This window comes from Agrobacterium salinitolerans (assembly GCF_027498475.1).
In the GTDB taxonomy this organism is placed as follows: Bacteria; Pseudomonadota; Alphaproteobacteria; order Rhizobiales; family Rhizobiaceae; genus Agrobacterium; species Agrobacterium salinitolerans.
The window spans coordinates 49891-69536 of sequence record NZ_JAPZLN010000006.1 but is presented as its reverse complement, the minus strand read 5'-3'; the positions used below and the strand labels follow the sequence as shown (position 1 = coordinate 69536).

General features: G+C 56.2%; 19 protein-coding genes and 1 pseudogene. 5 read left to right on the top strand and 15 right to left on the bottom strand.

Features of this window, described 5'->3' with window-relative positions; all coding sequences use genetic code 11:
* Positions 1 to 34: 34 nt before the first annotated feature.
* The 7 genes from O9X91_RS20325 to O9X91_RS20295 form a co-directional block, all read right to left on the bottom strand.
* Positions 35 to 562 carry an RES family NAD+ phosphorylase gene (locus tag O9X91_RS20325; protein ID WP_077768113.1) on the bottom strand — a complete coding sequence of 176 codons (528 nt, stop codon included), beginning with the start codon at positions 560 to 562 and terminating at the stop codon, positions 35 to 37.
* Positions 559 to 948, bottom strand: coding sequence for a hypothetical protein (locus O9X91_RS20320; RefSeq protein WP_010900332.1), 390 nt, complete (start codon positions 946 to 948; stop codon positions 559 to 561). Before O9X91_RS20320 ends, O9X91_RS20325 begins: the two co-directional genes overlap by 4 nt.
* 136 nt (positions 949 to 1084) lie before the next feature.
* Positions 1085 to 1546, bottom strand: coding sequence for a hypothetical protein (locus O9X91_RS20315; protein ID WP_142843417.1), 462 nt, complete (start codon positions 1544 to 1546; stop codon positions 1085 to 1087).
* Positions 1547 to 1690: 144 nt separating this feature from the next.
* Positions 1691 to 2065, bottom strand: a complete 375-nt coding sequence (locus O9X91_RS20310; RefSeq protein ID WP_142843416.1) for a hypothetical protein — start codon at positions 2063 to 2065, stop codon at positions 1691 to 1693.
* Positions 2066 to 2107: 42 nt separating this feature from the next.
* Positions 2108 to 3340, bottom strand: coding sequence for a hypothetical protein (locus O9X91_RS20305; RefSeq protein WP_077768115.1), 1233 nt, complete (start codon positions 3338 to 3340; stop codon positions 2108 to 2110).
* 53 nt (positions 3341 to 3393) lie between these two features.
* Entirely contained in the window at positions 3394 to 5652 is a 2259-nt protein-coding gene (locus tag O9X91_RS20300) for a S8 family peptidase (RefSeq protein ID WP_202048396.1), read from the bottom strand.
* A gap of 1 nt (position 5653) precedes the next feature.
* Positions 5654 to 6778 carry an AAA family ATPase gene (locus tag O9X91_RS20295; protein WP_010900329.1) on the bottom strand — a complete coding sequence of 375 codons (1125 nt, stop codon included), beginning with the start codon at positions 6776 to 6778 and terminating at the stop codon, positions 5654 to 5656.
* Positions 6779 to 6894: 116 nt separating this feature from the next.
* On the opposite strand from O9X91_RS20295, the gene O9X91_RS20290 reads away from it, so the two are divergent.
* From O9X91_RS20290 to O9X91_RS20280, 3 genes are read left to right on the top strand one after another with little or no spacing between them, the layout of a single operon-like run.
* Positions 6895 to 7119: a DUF2188 domain-containing protein gene (locus O9X91_RS20290; protein ID WP_077768116.1), complete on the top strand. Its 225-nt coding sequence runs from the start codon at positions 6895 to 6897 to the stop codon at positions 7117 to 7119.
* Positions 7120 to 7170: 51 nt separating this feature from the next.
* The gene (locus O9X91_RS20285; protein WP_162854303.1) at positions 7171 to 7431 is read left to right on the top strand and encodes a hypothetical protein; all 261 of its coding nucleotides are present in this window, start codon (positions 7171 to 7173) and stop codon (positions 7429 to 7431) included.
* A gap of 17 nt (positions 7432 to 7448) precedes the next feature.
* Positions 7449 to 7706: a hypothetical protein gene (locus O9X91_RS20280; RefSeq protein ID WP_077768118.1), complete on the top strand. Its 258-nt coding sequence runs from the start codon at positions 7449 to 7451 to the stop codon at positions 7704 to 7706.
* A gap of 118 nt (positions 7707 to 7824) precedes the next feature.
* Here the strand turns inward: O9X91_RS20280 and scpB are convergent, their stop codons facing one another.
* On the bottom strand, positions 7825 to 8520 hold the full coding sequence (gene scpB, locus O9X91_RS20275) for an SMC-Scp complex subunit ScpB (protein ID WP_077768119.1): 696 nt from the start codon (positions 8518 to 8520) through the stop codon (positions 7825 to 7827).
* A gap of 2 nt (positions 8521 to 8522) precedes the next feature.
* The gene (locus O9X91_RS20270; protein ID WP_012476016.1) at positions 8523 to 9476 is read right to left on the bottom strand and encodes a DUF1403 family protein; all 954 of its coding nucleotides are present in this window, start codon (positions 9474 to 9476) and stop codon (positions 8523 to 8525) included.
* Between the two features lie 125 nt (positions 9477 to 9601).
* On the opposite strand from O9X91_RS20270, the gene O9X91_RS20265 reads away from it, so the two are divergent.
* Both O9X91_RS20265 and O9X91_RS20260 read left to right on the top strand, forming a co-directional pair.
* Positions 9602 to 10753, top strand: a complete 1152-nt coding sequence (locus tag O9X91_RS20265; protein ID WP_012476015.1) for a site-specific integrase — start codon at positions 9602 to 9604, stop codon at positions 10751 to 10753.
* 101 nt (positions 10754 to 10854) lie between these two features.
* Positions 10855 to 11841, top strand: a pseudogene (locus O9X91_RS20260) (tyrosine-type recombinase/integrase).
* Between the two features lie 198 nt (positions 11842 to 12039).
* Here the strand turns inward: O9X91_RS20260 and O9X91_RS20255 are convergent.
* The 6 genes from O9X91_RS20255 to repA form a co-directional block, all read right to left on the bottom strand.
* A complete protein-coding gene (locus O9X91_RS20255) occupies positions 12040 to 12678 on the bottom strand; it encodes a Shedu anti-phage system protein SduA domain-containing protein (RefSeq protein WP_077768120.1) in 639 nt (212 codons plus the stop codon).
* A gap of 1012 nt (positions 12679 to 13690) precedes the next feature.
* Positions 13691 to 14191 carry a hypothetical protein gene (locus tag O9X91_RS20250; RefSeq protein ID WP_077768122.1) on the bottom strand — a complete coding sequence of 167 codons (501 nt, stop codon included), beginning with the start codon at positions 14189 to 14191 and terminating at the stop codon, positions 13691 to 13693.
* A gap of 210 nt (positions 14192 to 14401) precedes the next feature.
* Positions 14402 to 14617 carry a hypothetical protein gene (locus O9X91_RS20245; protein ID WP_116979320.1) on the bottom strand — a complete coding sequence of 72 codons (216 nt, stop codon included), beginning with the start codon at positions 14615 to 14617 and terminating at the stop codon, positions 14402 to 14404.
* 1066 nt (positions 14618 to 15683) lie between these two features.
* Positions 15684 to 16895 carry a plasmid replication protein RepC gene (repC, locus tag O9X91_RS20240; protein WP_012476011.1) on the bottom strand — a complete coding sequence of 404 codons (1212 nt, stop codon included), beginning with the start codon at positions 16893 to 16895 and terminating at the stop codon, positions 15684 to 15686.
* Positions 16896 to 17061: 166 nt separating this feature from the next.
* Entirely contained in the window at positions 17062 to 18069 is a 1008-nt protein-coding gene (repB, locus tag O9X91_RS20235; protein ID WP_012476010.1) for a plasmid partitioning protein RepB, read from the bottom strand.
* Positions 18070 to 18162: 93 nt separating this feature from the next.
* A complete protein-coding gene (gene repA / locus O9X91_RS20230; protein WP_234888145.1) occupies positions 18163 to 19371 on the bottom strand; it encodes a plasmid partitioning protein RepA in 1209 nt (402 codons plus the stop codon).
* Positions 19372 to 19646 lie beyond the last annotated feature (275 nt).

Here is a 19646-nt window from a genome sequence, read left to right as displayed (position 1 = left end):
CCCCTCCCCCGAAGCCGGCCGGCATCTATTGCTGCTAGTGCGGCCAGGACAATTGATCGCGCGGCAAACGATTGTCTGGATCGTGAACATGCACGTCATCATCTGGGATGAGATTGGCAGAAAAAATTACAAGATTAGTTCCGCCAGCGTGCCTTAGTGACGGAAAGAGCAGCCCCCGAAGGCCGGATGAAATGACTTTGTCTGCCAACTTCCAGGAGGGAGGGACCTTTTTGTCGATGCGAGCGATTTTTCGCCATGCACAATCCCATTGAGACCAAGCTGCATCCCAAAGAAGCGGATCGAAACCTTGCGACAGATCGGCTACTTCGCTGAGCGTGATCTTGTACGCTGCAAGCGTCGCCGGCGGTGTGATGCTCGCGCCCTGTCGATATTCTTCGAGCGCGGTTTGGGGGGCCTCGGAAAGATAGAGAGCCTCGACGCCGGGTCGATTGAAGCGACCGCCGTCAATAGCGGCCCCGGCGCCGCTGGTTGGAAGAAACGCCCATTTAGGTGTTAGATACCGATGAAAGACTGCGTTCGGGCCGATGCGGGTAATCTTCACCCGCGCGCTCCATTCTCCAGGTCCCGAATATAGGCAAGAACAGCCTCTATCTCACCATCGGCAACAAGCTCCGCGGCCGTGCGATGGCCATAATCGGCAATCGGTTCATTTCGATACCAGTAGATTGCCTTCGCAAGATCACCAGTCAGCTCGGCGGCCGCAGAGATCGCCTTGATCATTTCCCGCATCCTGCCCTGCAAGCGTTCGGAGGAGGGATTGCGCAGGGTATTGCGATGGACACCGGTCAATTCTGCAAGGTTTGCGACTTTGACGCCGAGCGCCTTTGACAAGCGAGACGGCGAAATATAGGGCGTCCGCGGTTCCTGAAGGCTATCAACAAAGCCGGAAACAACTGTGTATGAATGTACTGTCTGAGCCTGCGCCATGCCTAATCTCCGCTCAATCTTATGCACAATATATGCACATTTTGATGCACATCAAGGTTGGCTAGTAAAAAATCACGCCTGCTGCGTTCTTGAACGACATTCCACGTTCACGCCTCTGCCTATCAAGCGCCTGCGTCTACTCTTCATCGATGAGCGTTTTAGTAGTAGCCGGTATAGTCAGCACCAAGATCGAAAGCGCTGGCCAGTTCCTCGAGCACGACGAGAACGATGGAAAGCAGCATTTCGTACGCTCCGGGCTATCGAAGCCGTCGGTACTGCTCTTCCCACCATGAAAGAGGTTGTTACGGACGGTCTGGCAATAGCCGATAACCTGCCCAAGCTCACAAGTACTGGCGGGAAAACCCACAGCTCTAAACGCCAGCATTCCATCGTCGCCAATGATCTGCTTTTTCGGGTTAGCCGCGATCAACGCCACAGCGGCTTCGCTGCTTTTATAATCTCCTTCCCAGCGCTCTCGAAATTGTCTCCACCCAGCCTCCGCGGGCTGACCTGGCTCTGTTTTCTTTAGGTAACCGTTGGCCTTGAGCGCATATTCGAAACGCGCAAAAAAATAGAGAAAGTCAAAGGCGAGAGACACTAGGTCCTCCCCAACCTCGTCTCTTCGCATAATGCCCACCGTTCCTAGGAGATCCGTAATGCATGAAAGCCTGATACATTCAATGCGTCAGCATCGGGAGTAGCGACCTCCAAAACTATCAGGACAACGGCGGTCGCGCACCTGTCACCGAAGGAAAATTCCATCGATATAGATGTTGCGAGAAATCTTCTTCCGACCTGGATACATTCGCACGCCGCCGCGAGGATGAGCTCGAAGGAAGTCCGCAACATCGTCCAAGGTATTAAGGGGTAAGGGATCCACGTTTGATCCGAAATGATGACAGGCGTAGTAGCCGTCGGAGCCGCGTTCGACACGTCCGATGACCAGGCCGCCGACAATTCGCTCAACTCTCGTGACTGGCATCGTTACAGCTCCCCAAGGGCCGATCAACATAATCGCGAAATCGGTCTCCAGTTCCGAAGCAAGATGATAATCGAGATATTCTGTTACATCCGCGTTCGTAGAACATTTTACACCCCAGGCTGCGACTGAAATCAATATCTCACATTATCGCCGTGAAGGCGGCCGTCATTGATACATTTAGGCCATAATGAAACGCCGCAGCTTTCGGCGAAGAAGCGGTAGTGTCATTTGCTCATCAAATCGAATCTCGACAAGTTGGACGGCATTTTGTTCACAGAGACTTCTCTTTAAGGCGTCGCGTTCCATGTTACGTTTTAGCGCCACTTCTCCTCCAAATGCAGTAATGGCTCTGTAGTGCTGCTCACCATGGTGTTCCAGAGCAAGGCCGATGGCGGGCAGATACACGTCAAATCGTTGGCGCCCCAGCCATGGGGGCGACGCCTCCCTCAGGATAACTTGGTCGGGAAATAGCTTTTTCACCAGACTGTACATTTCTGCCTCCCTCATCCATCGGCGAACACCAAGAGTGTACTGGACTTCGGAACGCGCAGTGGACTTGTCCATTCCAGACATCAACATCAGCTGATCGATATACGGCGTGATAAATTCCCCAATATCATCACCGTAGAAGCTGGCAGCAGCCTCCGGTCCCGAGCGACGGGCGATACACAGGTGGCATATTTCGTCGATGTAGGTCGCATCCGACAACAATCGAACAACCTGATGGGTCCATGCGCCTGAATGAGATGCAATCCTTATAGCCTCTGACATCATCTTTTCATGAGCTAGGCGAGCGCATGAACAGAAACAACGCTTCCCGGTAACTAAATGATCGAATGCAACAAACTCAAAGCCCTCGATCCCAAACTCATAGCCTTGCGTACGCGGACCAGGTCGAGGGTTCGCGACCAGCGGCTGCTCAAGGCAAATCGCCTCCATCATTTTCTTGGTTTCAAGAAACGTGCTGGGCGGAATCGTCACGTGGTTCAAACGCAGGATGTGATTGGTTTGCGTTTTTAGCTGCTTCGACCAAAGTCGGTGTGTGATCAGCCCTGCAGGGCCACAATTTATGGGACTTAGGTGCAAACCCTGTGTGTCAATCTCAACGCCGTCAACCATGTTCTCTCTGGTTGTGGAAAAGGCCAGTTCGGCATACCAGGTGTCGTACCCGATGTCCGCAAGCCGCGCTAAGGATGCACAGCGCTCCTTGAAATACATCGAGTGAAGCTTCACCGAGGGGATCTTCCGGAGCGCCAAAGCTGTTTGCTGCCGAAGATTTTCGACGAGAATTTGTGTGAGCAGTTGTTCAACGGCATCCACCGGCCTCGTGCCCACGGTAGCGACCCTGGGTGCCAACGCTTCGGCAAATTCCTTCTCGGAAAAACCGATGGAAATGCGGCTACGCCTCACGCATCTGCCTCGCTTGCAAGGGCCCAATCGCAAATCCGGAGGACACCGACCAGCTAGATCTCATTCGAGACCTCGATGTCTTGGTTCAAGACGGCGCTTTCAACGAAGTTTCCGAGCGCACGAGCTGTTGAATCATAAATCGACTTCTCTCCGTCCGCGCTTGAAAGGGTGAGCACGAACGCAACTTCTTGCGCGCCCGCTTGGCTGTGATGCGTCCACCCAAATTGGTAGAGGTCACGCATGAACACGCGGGCGTAAAGCCGCAGGTATGGTCCGGAAAAGCCAAGTCCGCTCCCTTTTGAAAAGTCTCTGCAGTGCCGTCTGATAGGCTGCCATTTGCGAAGTTCATCGCGAGCGTCGTTTTCCGGAAGCGTCGACTCTTTCATTGAGCCAAGTAGCGACGGCCACCTATCCGCTCCCGACTGATACGCCAGAGATGTCTCCAAGCGGGAAGCGAAGTAGTTAGCGCCGCCAAACGGCGACACGAGAGGCCGCAAAACAGCGGTCAAGCTGGCGCGTCCGAACAATTTTCCGTCACGCACCAGCTCGGGAGGGATGGGAATATCGTTCCAGTAGTATGCGGTTCCTGGCTCGAGTTGTGCCCGCCACGCAAGCGTGACACTGCCGGGCGCGCAGGTCCAAGGGAGGTGCCCTTGATACGGGGTTCCCCAACCGAGGTTGGGATCGTGCTCACTTCGCTCGGCTGAATTGATGAGGAGAGCCTTAACCAGATCCGGCGTTGGTTCCCGTAAGCTATCGAAGGTGTGGGCTGCCAAAGACGATACCAACGGCGTTGCGTAACTGCTTCCCGTATCCACGACCCCACCCAGCATCCTGAGATTCGAAAACCACGACAGGTCCGGTTTCATCATCCCGTCAGGACCGGGACCTGGCAGGCATGCGGGGCAACTGTCACCCGGCGTACCGTCAGCAAGCGCCTGACGGCCCCCCACGACAATCGCCGCCTCGCAATCTGCTGGGGGATTAGGTCTTGAATTGTTATCTGGGGTGACATTTCCGACAGAGATGACGGGGAGGAAGCCCGCCGATCTCGCGAGAAGGCTGATTTCATGGCCGAGAACGCTGACCTCGGTGGGATCCAAACCGGCGCCGTCCTGATTGGCAGAGATGTTCCAGACGCGCGCTTCTGGATAAAGACGCGCAACCTCCGCCAGATAGTCGACCAACTCCCGCTCATCAAAGCGCCGATTGGCGTTCCGATGGGGGACGGCCTGAACAGTTCCGATACGGCAGTTTAGTTGAGGCAGCGAGCGATTTTTGTTCCAGGCGTGCCCATGGATAACGAGGGAGCTAACGCTATTTCCGTGAGGCTTGTCGGCTTGGGCGTTCGTGACGAAAGGTGTCGCCCTGAAAGCTTCAGCTGCGGTGTAGCTTCGCGCATGCAGACCGCCATCGACGACGGCAACGATTGGAGCATTCTCATCGATTACTGGTGCAGGAGGCTCCGCTCCTTCGCCAGGTGCTGCCACTCTGATCGGCCGCACAGGATCAATGCGATAAGAAGCGCCTGACGCAATGAGCTGTCTCAACCCTTCTTTATTCGGAATTCGAACTGCAGCGCGTCCGACGCCGGTGTTTCGATAATCTCGCATTGCCCTTGCAATGCTGGATTGTCGTGGTGTCGTGAGAGAACGCGGTTCTTCCGATTCCTCAGATGTTCCGAGCGTGAGCCGCACGCTGGTAAATGTCGGCATGACCAGCCTCTCATTGGCAAAGCGCTGGATACGCTCGAGGACTTCGGCCTTGGCATCTCGATCGCGGAACGGCGCAAGCCAAACAACGAACAAGCGTCCGTCATCATCTTCCGGTGCGGAATTCCAGAGCTCATTGAACGATCGACCGCGCAGACGACTTTTCGCATCAAATTGTCCGAGAGACGAAACACGGGATATGTCGGCTTGCACCGCATAGCCGATTGGATGTTCGATTGCGCGAAGGAGGCGAGGCAATTCTTTGACTTCAGCCTCGATCAAATAGCCGCCAGGAAGAGGAGCAACTAGCCTGCATCCATGACGCTGCGAGAACAAGTCATCGGGGGTGTGCGTTGGAGCAAGGGAATCCTCACTGAACATCCGAACGACTAGGTGCGTCAAACCCGAGTATGTGGGCAACTCTGTACGGTGTTCATAAATGTCGCGTGTTTCGCTCGCGAGCACGTCCTGCTGCCGGCCGAGCCGCTCCTTGACGATGCTGTCGATGCCTTTGCCACGCCCCGTCGGACTCCGCAGCGCCGGATCCATCTGAAGGCTCAGAACGGGATAGAGAAGAGGTTGGTCTCTAGGCTCCACCATACTACACCTCCCCTTCCTGTTGCTTCAGGTAAGCGTAAATGGCTTGCCGCGACACTCCGAGAATGCGGGCGGTATCCGCGCCCCCAATGGCGTACTTCTCCTTGAGGGCTATTGCAACCTGGCGTTTCTGCTCCGCATCCAATGGCTGCCGCTGTACAGGGACAGTACGGCCTGACCGCGGCTCCAGCAGAGCCACAACGACGGCTCCAAAATCAATATCACGCGACTCATGAACGGCATGACGCCGCGCCGACAGACTCATCGTTTCGATATCGGCCCCCGACAACCCTTCGGACACGACGGCGAATAGCTCGGCGCGCCTCTCCTCATCTTTGTCCTCGAAGAGAAAATGGCGCCAAAGGTCAGCGCGAACGCTTTCATCCGGAAGACCGAGTTCAATTTTATAAGGAAACCGCCTCCATATTGCAGGATCAAGAAGATGCGCATGATTGGTTGCAGCAACCACGATCGAGCTCGGGTCTAGCCCGTCCAACGCTTGAATGACGGTATTGACAACGCGTTTGAGCTCGCCCAACTCGTGACGATCGTCACGCAGCTTTGCGACTGCATCCATCTCATCGAGAAAAAGAACGGCGTTTCGCGCCGGCACGAAATCAAACACCGAGCGGATATTTTTGGCGGTGTCCCCGAGCAAAGAGGAGATGACCGAGTCGAGCCGGACGACATATAGCGGACGAGACAGTTGCGCAGCGATATGGCCGGCAAGGAGAGACTTGCCTGTTCCTGGCGGGCCAGAGAGCAGAAGCCCAAGACGTGAGGCCAATCCTTTGGCGCTCAAGTCATCAATGCGCCGAGCATCCGCGATGAAATCGCTGAACACATGCCACCCGCCTTCGTTGAGAAAAATAGGCGTATCGGGCCAGGTCTGCTCCTCGACAAGCGGCAAGCGGGATTTCGAGTCCACGGGCAGCGATTCCACGTAGCCAGACGCCTTCAAAGGCACCCCCCTCTTGCGCACCAGGGCCTTCAGCTCCTTGGCAATGGAAGTCTCACCATTCTTGTCGAGATCTCGCGCAAGCGCATTCGCAGCTCTGCGTACGCGCGTGTAGTCAGCGGAAAGTGCCGCGTCGGCCAACTCCAGCACATTTTTCATCTCAATGGTCATGATCACTCCATGCGTAAAAATTCGTCATCCATTCGTAAACCACAATAGCCATATTGACAATTAAATTTTCCTTAATGTAAACTCTTACGGCACTCAAGAAAAAAGATTCTGATGCAATGACAAGGAAGAATCAGCATGTGGTTCCCCATAACGGCGAATGGGCCGTGCGGGGCGCTGGAAATCAGCGAGTGACCTCCACCCATGGAACGCAGGCCGACGCGGCTGCCGCTGCTCGCAAAATTGCGATCAACCAGCAGAGCGAAGTCGTCATCCACCGTCCCAACGGACAAATCCGGGACAAGGATTCCTACGGTCGCGACCCGTTCCCGCCGCGTGGCTAAAACCTGAGGCCGCCTGGAGTGAGGCGGCCTCTTCATCAAAGGAGAGAAGAAATGCAGTTTGAAGGCGCATTAGTTCGCGAGCAGGGCGTCACCTTCGCCATAGTCATCGTCAAGCCGCACGTTTTGAACAGCGGCCATCAGGCCGACGACGTTGCATATAGCTTCCAGCCAGCATTCCCGGGCGTGCCGATTGTTCTCATGGCACAAAACAGCAGGGGCGTACCGACATATCGTGGCCGACGTGATCTTGTTAATTTTCTGTCGCGGGTGCCAATGCAGGCGATACCCTGGAAGCGCTACACCCTGAACTGATCGGGAAGACTAGATAGATGCTAAAGACAGATACCCGCCAAGCGAATTGGCGGCGTGCTAATCCTGCAAAATATGAGGCTCACCTCTTGGTGCAGCGTGCCGTGAAGGCGGGCGAGCTGAGAAAGAACACGTGTGAGGTCTGTGGTGATGAAGACGTCGATGCTCATCACGATCAATACGACGAGCCATTGAACGTCCGATGGCTATGCCGTCGCCATCACACCAGGCTTCACCACTACGGCGGGGACCTGTTTCCCATTCGGACTTCGCCTTAGAAGGTCTCTCGGACGGACCATTGGAAGACAGCACGGTTGTCCAAGACGAAATTCTGCAGTTTGCTCCCGTCACAGCGCCTTCGTCCGGGTCGCAAATGCAGAAGTACGCTGCCCTCATTCATTCAATGAACATTGCCTCCCCTTCAGTTGGATCGAAGGCGACATCATCTTGAACGGCACGTCTGCTCAGCAAGCCGGCGTCCTCGAGCGCTTCGATATTGGGAAGGTCACGCAACGTCTCCATACCAAAGACCGAAAGAAAGTGTGAGGTCGTTATGTAAGTATAGGGCGCGCCTGGCGTCGGACTGCGTGGCCCGGAGCCGATAAAACCCGCCCCGCGCAGATTACCAACGACGTCACGGCTGACCTCCTTCCCAAAGATCTTTGACAGCTCGCCGCGGGTAATCGGCTGTAAATATCCCACCGCCATCAGCACCATCGCCTCGAACTCGGAGAGTGCCGCCGCCCCTCCCCTTGTCGGGGCCGAAGACGCGCGAATCGTCTCGGCAAACCGCGGCCGGGTGCGATGCTGCCAGCCGCCGGCGACCGACACCAGCTCGTAAGGCCGATCCCGCAACTCCTCGACGAGATCGTCGATCAACAGATCAATGCTACAATCCTTTCCCACCACACGCGCCAGCGTCTCGCGGCTGACCGGCTCAGCCGAGGCAAAGATCACCGCCTCAATCCGCAGCATCCATTCCCGCCAACGAAGTTCTTGCGGTAAGTCCTCGAGCTCGCGATCATACAGGACATCTTGCTGTCGGTCTTTTGCCCGACGCAGTGTGGTTTTTGTCGCGCTCGCTCCCCTCATCATCATAATCCAAAGATGCGGAAGGAGGAGCGGCCGGACAGCTCGCGCACCGCTTCAAAACTCTCGAGCCGATCGAACAGCCGGTTCGCTGCCCAGCGCGACAGCTCGCTTCCTGGGACCGACGCCAGAATAGCGTCGTCGGACAGCAAACGCCGGATCACCGGCTCGGCGCCCCTGGTACGGAGCTTTGGTGCCACAGCCAGCAACCGCGCTGCCCTTCGATCGATCTCCACGGCAGATCGCAGCGCCGCCGCCACACCATCCATCAAAGCCAGGCAGATCGCCCTCGGATAAGCCGCTTCGCCAGACCGGACGCGACCACGGCCGCCGATGGTGCGGAACGCCTCGCCAAACCGCTCGGGGATTAGCAGCGGTACGGGTTTCGGCCAGTTCAGCATTAGCGCCAGAACGATCTCGGCGAGCCCAAGCGACAGCACCTCGGTGTCCGGGCGAATGGTCGTAATCGCCGATACAAGCTCGGCAACTGCGAGGGGTGCCGCGCGCCCGGACTGGATCGCCGTATCGACAAAATCCGGGACGGAGACAAGAGCATCCTCCCAGCCAATCCCCAGCAGCGCGCAGAGCTCCTTAACGAATGGCGTGGCAATCGTCCCGGATTGGCGCGTCAGCATTCGTATGGCAAGAAACAGCTTTCCGGCCGGCCCGGGATCGTTGCCGGGCGCGGTGAGCAAAATCGCGTCGCGAATGGCGGTTTCCTCTTCATTGCGGCCAAGCATTCTGGCGGCGACGGCAGCTGATTTGAGAGCAAGGCGATCGCGCCAGCAGCCGAGCCACGGCGGATCGGCGCGGATCAGATCATCGAGCGATTTCAGGGCGATACCGGCGGCGAAGGCGGCGTCGGATTCAGTGATGTCGCGACCACGCGGCAGTGCCCATCCCGGCATGCGGGGCGACCAGGCGGGGGCGGTTGGAGCGGAGGGGTCGAACGAATCCATGCGACGGAGTGTAGATTAGGTGAGCGGTTTAGTCCAGCATTATCCGCCTAAACCGCACCGCTTGTCGCGGATATATAACGTCCGATAATCTTGCATTATCGGACGTTTTGCTCTTTATATAAAGAATGGCCCATATCATCGAGCAAAACGACGAAAATCACGCCACAGAGACCTCCTCTCCGTCTGAGAGCACGACCGCTCGCGACGCTATTGCCGCGCCGCAGATGGCGGTCGGCATCTCGACGGCCAGCGCTGGCCTCCCCTCCCCTCTTCCGGAGGCGCGGACCTTGCCGGCGCACCTCGAGCAGCTCGCCGAACGCGCCCGTACCTATGTCGAGGCGGCGAGCGCCGCCAACACCCGCAAGGCCTACGCCTCCGACTGGAAGCACTTTTCCGCTTGGTGCCGCCGCCAGGGTCTCGCGCCCCTACCGCCCGATCCGCACACCGTCGGCCTGTACATTACGGCGCTCGCGTCCGGCACTGCTGCGGCCGATCGCAAGCCCAGCTCCGTCACGACGATCGAGCGCCGCCTTTCGGCGCTGACCTGGAGCTACGCCCAGCGCGGCACGCCGCTCGACCGCAAGGACCGTCATATCGCCACCGTAATGGCTGGCATTTGCAACACGCACGCCGCCCCGCCGCGGCAGAAGGAAGCCCTCCTGCCCGAAGACCTGATCGGCATGCTGGAAACGCTCGACAGGGGAACCCTGCGCGGCCTGCGCGATCGCGCCATGCTGCTGATCGGCTTTGCCGGCGGTCTGCGCCGTTCCGAGATCGTTGGGCTCGATATCGGCCGCGACCAGAGCGAGGACGCGCGCGGCTGGATCGAGATCCTCGAGAAGGGCCTGCTCGTCACCCTGCGCGGCAAGACCGGATGGCGGGAGGTGGAAGTCGGCCGCGGCTCGTCCGATGCGACCTGTCCGGTTCTCGCTATCGAAACCTGGATCAAGTTCGCCCGGATTGCCAAGGGTCCGCTGTTCCGCCGCGTCCGCGGCCAGGGCAAGGATGTCGGACCGGACCGGCTGAACGATCGCGAGGTCGCCCGTCTCGTCAAAAAGGCGGCACTGGCCGCCGGCGTCAGGGGCGACCTCAACGAGGCCGAACGCGCGGCAAAATTCTCCGGTCACTCGCTGCGCGCCGGTCTGGCCTCCTCCGCGGAGGTCGACGAGCGCTATGTCCAGAAGCAGCTCGGCCATGCCAGTGCGGAAATGACGCGGAAATACCAGCGCCGGCGTGACCGCTTTCGCGTCAATCTCACCAAAGCCACAGGGCTTTGAGGCCCCTCCCCTGCTCACTATGAACTCGTTGGGGCAAATTGCGTGTCGGATTTTTAGCTTTCCGCTTCAATTGAAATTGTTAGCTAAAAGCCACACAGCGCATGGGCGACAATACGCTCCGGGCGCTGACCTCCGATCTCGCCTATTTCGAAGCCTGGGGTCTGGCGGCCTCCGGAAAATCTCTACCCTGGCCGGCGCCCGAAGCGCTGCTCCTGAAATTCGTCACCCATCACCTGTGGGATCCGGAGAAACGTACTGCCGATTCAGATCACGGCATCCCGGCAGACGTGGCCGAAAACCTCCGGCACCAGGGATTCCTCAAGTCCGCCGGCCCACATGCGCCGGCGACCGTGCTCCGTCGGCTGGCGAACTGGTCGACACTGACCAGATGGCGCGGGCTTACCGACGCCTTCGGCTCCCCTGCCCTCGAATCCGCCGTTCGTCTGGATGTGCGCGCCGTCCTGCGGCAACGCCGCCGCAAAAGCGCAAAGGCGGTCACCGGCGACGTGCTGGCCAAGCTGTTGGTGACGTGCGCGACCGAAAGCCCGCGTGATCTCCGCGACCGGGCGATCCTGATGGTCGCCTTTGCCTCCGGCGGCCGCCGGCGCAGCGAGATCGCAGGCCTTCGCCTGGAACAACTGACCGTGGAAGCTCCGATCGAGACCGAAGGCGGCACTCCCCTCCCCTCTCTCGCCATTCATCTTGGCCGTACCAAAACGACGTCAGGCGAGGAGGACGAGTCGTCTATCTCACCGGCCGGCCTGTCGAGGCGTTGAATGCCTGGCTGGCGGCGGGGGAAGATCGACAAGGGCAGCGTGTTTCGGGGGGGGGGGCGGGCGCTGGGGGACAATTTCGCGGCGGGCGCTCGATCCGCAGTCGGTCAACGCCGTTATCAAGCAGAGGGTGGAGATGGCCGGGTTGGAGAGCGGGGAGTTTTCGGCCCATGGGTTGCGGTCAGGTATCTGGCCGAGGCGGCGAACCGAGGCATTCCCCTACCCGAGGCGATGGAGCAGTCACGTCATCGCTCGATTCAACAGGCATCCAGCAATGCCACCAGACGGTGTGGACGCGCGGCGCGCTTGTTATGAGTCTGTCAGGACCTTGGTTCGCGCAAATTCAGTTGGGGATGGAAGTCTATCTCAAACGGCACTACTCAGGAGAAGCAGCCTAACTTAGCTCGGGCTTGTGAGCACTTCTGTAATTTAGATGATGACCGTTTTCATTGTTACGCCGGGGCCGTTGTAAGATCGCGGGCTTGGCGCCTTCAGCCGGATCTCGCAAACGTTTCAGGTTACCTCTGACGGCTGGCTTGCCAGAAGAAGACGACGACGGATTGAGGCTAGTATTCCGTCAAAGGTGAAGCACGACATCCGATAACCACCAAAGGCAACATTGTTAGCACGCCAGCGAAGTCGATCAAGATCATCTGGCACGAGATCCGCATCACGCCCTACAATCAGAAGCAGGTGAATTGTCGGGCTATTCGTACCGAAAATCCGTCTGAATGCGGAAGAGTTTTTTTCTTCCGACAGCCGCCACGCCCAATCAACCAACTGCGACGAGCCGTGCTCAAATCGGTTGGACCAGTGTTTCATTGATTTTCCGGCTTCGAGCTTTGTAAAGATGCTGTATTCTCGCGCGTCCTCGACCTCGATCAATGTGAATGCATTCGCCTCAGTATCGCCAGAAGCCGCGTCGCACACGAAATCGCCAAACAAGTCGAGTTCGCTTGCCCAGCAGTTGGGTAGTTCGACAGCATTGTTTCCGTAGCCAATAGCAGCGCAGAGATGCGGGCGCTCTTTAAAAAATGGCGCTATCTGATCCCGTTCCTTGAGATGGCTCTCGGATTTAAGGAGCTCGTCAAGTTCGTCCAGGTTTTGTCGTAAGATCGAAGTATCAAGATTTAAGGAAACAAAGGATTTCATACAGAGTGGGCCTGTGCCAACCTCTCAACTCTCCGCAATCCATCGAGCTGGCTACGCCTAACGACGTCCTCAATTTTTAGATTTTCGCCCTCGAAGCGAACGAGGACTCGCAACTCGGCTCCCACCCTAAGGGAAAAGAGATCTTTCGTCCCGAGCAATAGCTTTGTTTGCTCCAGAGCTGAGGATCGTCCGCCGCGCGACAGACGTTCAACAGCGTTGACCACCTTTGCTTTCTCTTCCGATGCGAGTTGGTCGAGGTATGACCGCGCTGTAAATGTCCACACTATCTGCATCGAAGCTGATCGCCTTTCGTTCCAACTATATAGTAGTACGATCCCCCCCACCTTTCAACGTGTTCCGACCTTGGCTGCAGTGAATGGCCTATCGACAGCAGCAGGACATTCGATAGAATGTTCGGGCCGTCCACCGGGGACCTCATCGAGCGTTACAACGGCTAAGTCGTGTCCAGGGCTCGCCACGTCGTCATTGCTTACGAGCACAGTGGCCAAGACCAAGTCAAGGCGATCGTGTCGACAGAGCGGTCGCAGCGTAGGAAAGATGGCCGGGGAGGCGCCCGAATGGACGACAACATAATGGGAGTCTTGTGTCGTTTTGCATTTAATCGCAAGACTCCGCATGCGATAATTTCAACAAGATAGCGTGGCACTTAAATTGAGATTGAGCAGTTAATTTTGAGATTCAGGCTTCGATTGGCACTTAAGGTGAGATTCGTCGCCATGGAAAAGATGAATGCCGTCGGCCAATCGTCCTCAGAAAATGCTAAACCGTCACAAACGGTTATTGCCAAATCGGAAGGTGCCAGACGCCGAAAATCGCACCGAAAATCTCAAATTAAATGCCACCACCTGCCGGAACGGCCGCGTTCTTACGATTAAATGCCAAACGACACCATCAACCACCGAATTTACGAGATTCCCGCCTTAGACGCCTGCTACTGCGGGTTCAGCGGTCGCCGACCGATGCGCATACTCGTTCGTGCTAGTAATCAAACTTAGCGACTTTGACCAAATCGCCGAAGCATGAACTTCAGCCTTTCGTTCTCCTTCCGGAGCTTCACGACCATGAGGCTTCTCAGATGGCGGTTTTCAGCCTCGAGAGCGGCGAGCTCTTCATCCAAGCCGCACAGCAGCGGGGGATCGCGGCGAAGATTGAGAATTGGTGCACTTGCGGGGCTCGCTGACGGCGTCTTCTTACTCCGTGCTTTCGCTCCAGACTTCGGAGTCCATCCTGAACCCGGGCTACGCTGCTGATGCACCGAGCGCGTGGGGTCGGACGCATCGTCTTCCACAGCTTCAGACTCGATGGAAAACTCTTTCGACGACGACGTTGCGGCAGGACTATCCGGAGGGACTTCGCCGTCAATCGGAACATCCGAGTAGTCTACCACCTCGAACTTCACCGCGACAACGTCCTCCTGAACTGATGCTGCTTGAGGCAGATCAAGCTTTGGCATCACATCGTCAGCCTCTACCGCGCGGGCAACAGCCTGCAAATCCAGATCGCCCCAGATTGAGGTTCGGCGAAGTGTCTGGCGCCTGTTCGTCTTATATTCGACGATGAAATTGGATCGTGGTGTTCGCATGTTCCTAAGAAATGGAATGAGTGAGGGCGCAGAATGATCAGGATGCACGGGAATTTTTGAAACCGGCCAATCCCGAGGATTGCACGTCAAGGTGATCGAGGGATGGACACCGAAAGACCGCTAACTCATACCATGTCTCTTGCGCAGATCAGCGTTTTCGGCGCGCAGCTTCTCTGAGAGCAGCTTTCTGAGGCGCCGATTTTCTTCCTCGAGCTGGATGAATTCGGCGAGTTCGTCATCCACCGAAAGAGATGCTGCGGAAACGGGTGGCGCCGGTTGAGCCAAAGCCTTCTTCCACTGATAATGAGTCTGATCCGAAATACCAGCGCTTTTCACGGCATCTTCAAGGTTGCGCCGCCAGCGACCGTAGCTTCAATCTGACCAATCTTTTCCAGCTTTTCCTCCCCGGTAAGGCCGCGGACCTTCTGCTTCGCCAGTTTCGACGCATTCGCACGAATTTTTTCAGCCTTCGTGTTATTTCCTTTTTGAAGTCTTTTTCGGAGCAGCGGGCTCAGCTTCTGCCGCTACGGCGCCATCCTGGGTCTGGATTTCTTGGTCAGCAATTATTCATCCTCTGTACATCGCTGCTTTGTTTGCCAGCGCGATCCAAGAGTCAATTGTTCTTGCCACCTGTACGGACTAATTCCATGAATCAGATGGCACGACCCGTGATAATACAATCGATCTGAACACATAGTCGTCGGGCTTCTCCAATCTAGAAACCAGTTCTCATGTGTTCGAATCCTGTAGTGCCCGGGTTCGGTGGTTTTGCTAGCCAACACGACGCTGCTGGACATGAGAACGCATCAAAGCCATCAATATTGGTCTAAGCGAGAACTCGCCACTCCGTCAGCCATCTTCCGAGTGATCGAAGGATCGACTTGAAGAGGTTCTATTTCATTCGCTGCGAGGTCCGATCGGGATATCGACGCAGCGGAGCGTCTTTCTCTCTAGGTACTAGCCGCCACAGCACAAGTTGAGCGCGTACCGATCTCCGTGCGAACGAAACCAGGCATCAAAGCTGCGCAAGCAAAAGGCCCACCGCCTGGCAACACCGGTCTCCGGGAAAAACGCCATAAGGTACTGGCTGGGATGGCTGCATGCAGAAGGCTGCTTTCGGCGATCGCATCCAAGCTTCGCCAACATATGACTCCCCACTGTGCAACGCATCCAAATATGTGGTCGCGGAGCGTCCGCATGGATATAAGGTCTCGCATTCGCTCACGCACCTGAACGGGCCGCCATTCTGAATGGATCTGCGAAGTAAAATCGCACCTTAGAATGCTATTATTGCAACCAAGTAGCAAAAACAACAATTTAGCTTGTGGTCAGCTGACAACAAAACAAAGCGGCGGTTCAAAGGGCACTAATGTTTTTCAAGGGATATAATTTGGAACCGCGATTAAGCCCGCCTTTGTTCGCCGCCATTGGCCCGCAGCAACGCCATCAACATTGGTCCGAGAGAAAACTCGCCGCGTTTCGCCCTCGACGTCAAATCGCGAAGATATCCACCGGCCGATGTGATGTGCCCCGCCCGCTCCAGGATTGCAGCCATCATTGCGGCCGCGTTTTCAGCCCCTATTACTTCGCAGGCGTCCTGGTAGGCCGACGGGCTTACCCCCAGCATTGATCGCACGACCACGGCGGCCATCATAAGGTCCCGCCAGCTGCCGATTGCTCCGCCCGGACCATACATGGAAATCTCCGGGCATGCCCGAAGGACCATACCAAGCGGGAATGATTTTATCGATTCGGCTCTTAGTTCAACGTTTTTACTCTGCTTCGCGCCCTGCTCGTTTTCAGAGCAAGGTTCAAGTTCATTGCTGGATTCGGTATTTGAATTCTGTATGTGCTGACGGAATCCGTCATCATTGGCGTCGGATTTTCCAAGATTGACGTGCCGTTCCAATAGATTGACTACTTCTTCCTTCAGCATCTCGACTTCGTCGAGAATTCCGATTAATTCGTCCGCCCCTTTTGCCCGCCGCAGCCGTGCCATGGCTTCAACATAAAGCTCCTCGACCTTGGCCCAATCCCCGGGAACGTGATCTTCCATTGCCGCAGAGATCAATTTCCGGACATCCCGTCGGGCAATTGTGATGCGCTCTTTGACGATTTTGAGCTTGCGATTACCCTCTGCGACCTGCTGGGCCATAACCGCAAGTTCTTCTGATCGGGCCAGAAGCGGCGCAAGACTGAAGCCAAAGGCTGTCTCGATGGACCCATCTGAGCTCTTGCGCGCATAGCGTTTCCCGTTCGGGCTATCATTCCGTTGGATGAGACCTGCATCGACCAAGAGGGCCAAGTTCTCGCGTAGCGTCGTGCCGGCGATACCGTTTGCCCGTGCCGCGAGTTGGGCATTGGACGGAAACACGATAAGATTCGCTTCCTCCTTGAGTTCAGCCTCAGGGTAGAATGATAGAAGCGCGTTGAGCACTGCAAGTGCCCGATCGCGCAAACCCAACAATGATCGCGCGTCACAAGCATCGCGATAGATCTTCCACTTGTCGGCCGATTTACCCTGCCTGATGTCGGCGGATTTGAACTGTGCCGCCACTAAGGCAAGCGTCATCGGCCGCCGCCCAAACGGCGTCGTCACATTTCCACTCTGCATGTCTTTCACCCTTCAATAGGCAAAAGAAATCTGCTCACCAAAAACGGTGCCAAAGACTCTTGACTGCGATTCATGGAAATGCGATTCTCAGGCTGCTTAGACCATTGAGAGAGGCTTCCACGACGGCGACGTTTGGGGGCCTTTCTTTTGCTGTTCCTATCCTTATTTATCCTTCAGATGACGGATTTTCCTTTCTGAAGTTCGCGTAGAGCGCAGGAAGCTGCTCCATAACAAACTTTGCAAAAGTCTCGTCTCTATCTCGGTTCATTTCGATTTTGCACTGCTTGCCGCCGATGGCGAGCGTCGCGATTTGAAGCCCGTCAGCAGATTTTGCGACCAAGCGGGTGGGGGCTACAGACGGCGCCGTCACATCATCTATCTTGGACGCTCTTAGGACGACCAGGAAACGATTGTCAGAATCCCTATGTGAGAAGGATTTGTCCTGGGTGGCTTTGCGGGCCTTCTTCTCTGCGCCCGGGACTTTCAAAAGTTCTGCGAGCTCCTGCCACCTCGGTCGACCGATCTTCGGCGCACGGCCAATGGAATCAATCAACCACTGCGGAACTGCCCGAGCAACTGTTACCAGCTTTTGAGCTTCGTGTCGGTCAACAGACAAAGCCATTTGTATTAGCGACCGTTGAAAACCACCCTCGTCCAGTTTGAGTGCAAACGCCGCCCGTTCGATGAAAGTCAGGTCTTCACGAGCGGAATTCTCAATGCCCTGCGCGACGACAAGACGATCGTCATCCAGTTCGCGGACATAGGCTTTGACTTTCAAGCCGAGTTCGGCAGTCGCACGTAGTCTGCGGTGGCCGTAGGCAACCTGATATCGTCCGATCTCAGCTGGATGCGGTCGAACAAGGATCGGAATTTCTTGTCCATGATCTTTGATCGAAGTCTTAAGGACCTCCAAGACAGCCATGTCTTGGTCCTCAAACCGGTCCGCGAAGGGCGAGGGGTCGACCAATTCTGGGTCTATTTCGACTGGAACAGCTCCGTCAGCAACTTGCTGCTTGAGCTCTTCGTAATGTCTTTCCACCTCTGAGAACGTGTCTTTCAACGACCGGACCGCACCCGAGGCAACTCGCTGCACAGGCTGCTGTGCGTCATTAGAAGCGGTCTGATCGTTGCCCCCGGCAAACATTGAGCGAATGGATTGTGTACGTTTGCTCATCGTTCCGACCCTATCCAAACAACAGTTCTAGTAAGACCGTGTAGTCAGCTGACAACACACTAAGGTTTTGATTTATCAGCGATTGAGCCGCCATCATCGACCCCAGACCTTGTTTATCTGGTCGATAATTTCCAGATTCACGGCATTGATGGATTCCATTGCTCGATCATACGTCGTCCGTCCTACCGCGCCGCGCGAGAGTTCATAGAGCGACTGCTTGGTAAGACCGGCATTGGCGATTGCCGTCGACTTCCATGCGGATGCCGCCATGACGTCGATTCCGAAGACGTCACGAAGCAGCGCCACGATTTCCTGCTCGGGGACGTCGCGCGGATCATGCCTCGTAATAAGAAACCGTAGAAAGTCGTAGTCGAGCCGTCCGCCGGCTTCTTCAATTACCGACACGAGATCGGACGTCATCAAGAGGAACTGGCTCATGGATGCGACATCGACCATTTGGGGATGGACAGTCACAATCATGCCACTCGCTGCGTTAAGGGCGCCCATGGTCAAAAAGCCCAGTTGTGGGGGGCAATCGACGACAACGACGTCGAAGTCCTGTTCGACCTGATTGATTGCGCCTGCGACACGTCTGAAAAATAGATCCTCCGGACGCCCTCGATTCTGCAGCATGAATCGAGGGGTCTGATGTTCAAACTCCATCAGTTCGAGATTACCCGGGACAATGCTTATCCCGGTAAAGTAGGTGCGCCGGATAACGTCCTTCATCGTCACCCTCTGGTCGTCGTAGCGGATCGCACCATAAAGGGTCGTGTTTTCGGCAACGTCGAACTCTGGCTGATAACCGAACATTGCGGAGAGGGAAGCCTGAGGATCAAGATCAACCGCCAAGACACGGTAGCCCTGCAACGCAAGTCCTTGTGCGAGATAAACAGCAGTTGTTGTCTTCGCGGAGCCGCCTTTGAAATTTGCGACCGTGATCACCTGAAGTTTTTCGCCACTGCGCCGACGTGGCCAAAATCTACTTGCTTCCTTAGGTCGAGCTCCGGCAAGATACTCACGGAGTTGATTGATTTGCTCCAAAGTGTAAGAGCGGCGACCGGCGCTTCCCAAATCTGGCGAAGGGCCGAGTCCATCGAGCGAAAGCTGGCGAAGATAGCCGTCTGACACGCCGACAATTTCGGCGACCTCGCCGGAAGTGAAAGATCGAAGCGACTTTTGTGCGGTAGGGGGAAACGCGCGCTCACCAACCGCCCTGAGTCTCGCAGACAACGCTTCCGCGCGCTGGGTGATGTGTGCGGAAGTTGATGCTCGATTAATGTGCCGGTCGATCACGTTCACTTGGGCCTCAGGTTTCAGACGGTTTATTAGCGTCAGACGCGTTATTGCCGTCTCAAGATAACGCATGATTCTGGCAATGCCGCAAGGGAAATAGCGTTAACAGAAGGTTAACGACCGCAGATCCACCTAACACACAAAATCCGGATTTATTATCTAATACAACCTGTTAGCATACCAGACCGTCAGCTATGTTCATGATTTGTCTTACTGTGAATCCTACAATCGTAACCCAAAGGAGACGACACGGAATCCGCATTGTCGTCCAGCTAAAGCAG

Bases quoted from the DNA above. Each gene is read 5' to 3' on its own strand.
- repC (WP_012476011.1), bottom strand. From the start codon at position 16,895: ATGCAGAGTGGAAATGTGACGACGCCGTTTGGGCGGCGGCCGATGACG.
- repB (WP_012476010.1), bottom strand. From the start codon at position 18,069: ATGAGCAAACGTACACAATCCATTCGCTCAATGTTTGCCGGGGGCAAC.
- O9X91_RS20280 (WP_077768118.1), top strand. From the start codon at position 7,449: ATGCTAAAGACAGATACCCGCCAAGCGAATTGGCGGCGTGCTAATCCT.
- O9X91_RS20255 (WP_077768120.1), bottom strand. From the start codon at position 12,678: ATGAAATCCTTTGTTTCCTTAAATCTTGATACTTCGATCTTACGACAA.
- scpB (WP_077768119.1), bottom strand. From the start codon at position 8,520: ATGAGGGGAGCGAGCGCGACAAAAACCACACTGCGTCGGGCAAAAGAC.
- O9X91_RS20320 (WP_010900332.1), bottom strand. From the start codon at position 948: ATGGCGCAGGCTCAGACAGTACATTCATACACAGTTGTTTCCGGCTTT.
- O9X91_RS20265 (WP_012476015.1), top strand. From the start codon at position 9,602: ATGGCCCATATCATCGAGCAAAACGACGAAAATCACGCCACAGAGACC.
- O9X91_RS20295 (WP_010900329.1), bottom strand. From the start codon at position 6,778: ATGACCATTGAGATGAAAAATGTGCTGGAGTTGGCCGACGCGGCACTT.
- O9X91_RS20290 (WP_077768116.1), top strand. From the start codon at position 6,895: ATGACAAGGAAGAATCAGCATGTGGTTCCCCATAACGGCGAATGGGCC.
- O9X91_RS20285 (WP_162854303.1), top strand. From the start codon at position 7,171: ATGCAGTTTGAAGGCGCATTAGTTCGCGAGCAGGGCGTCACCTTCGCC.
- O9X91_RS20300 (WP_202048396.1), bottom strand. From the start codon at position 5,652: ATGGTGGAGCCTAGAGACCAACCTCTTCTCTATCCCGTTCTGAGCCTT.
- O9X91_RS20270 (WP_012476016.1), bottom strand. From the start codon at position 9,476: ATGGATTCGTTCGACCCCTCCGCTCCAACCGCCCCCGCCTGGTCGCCC.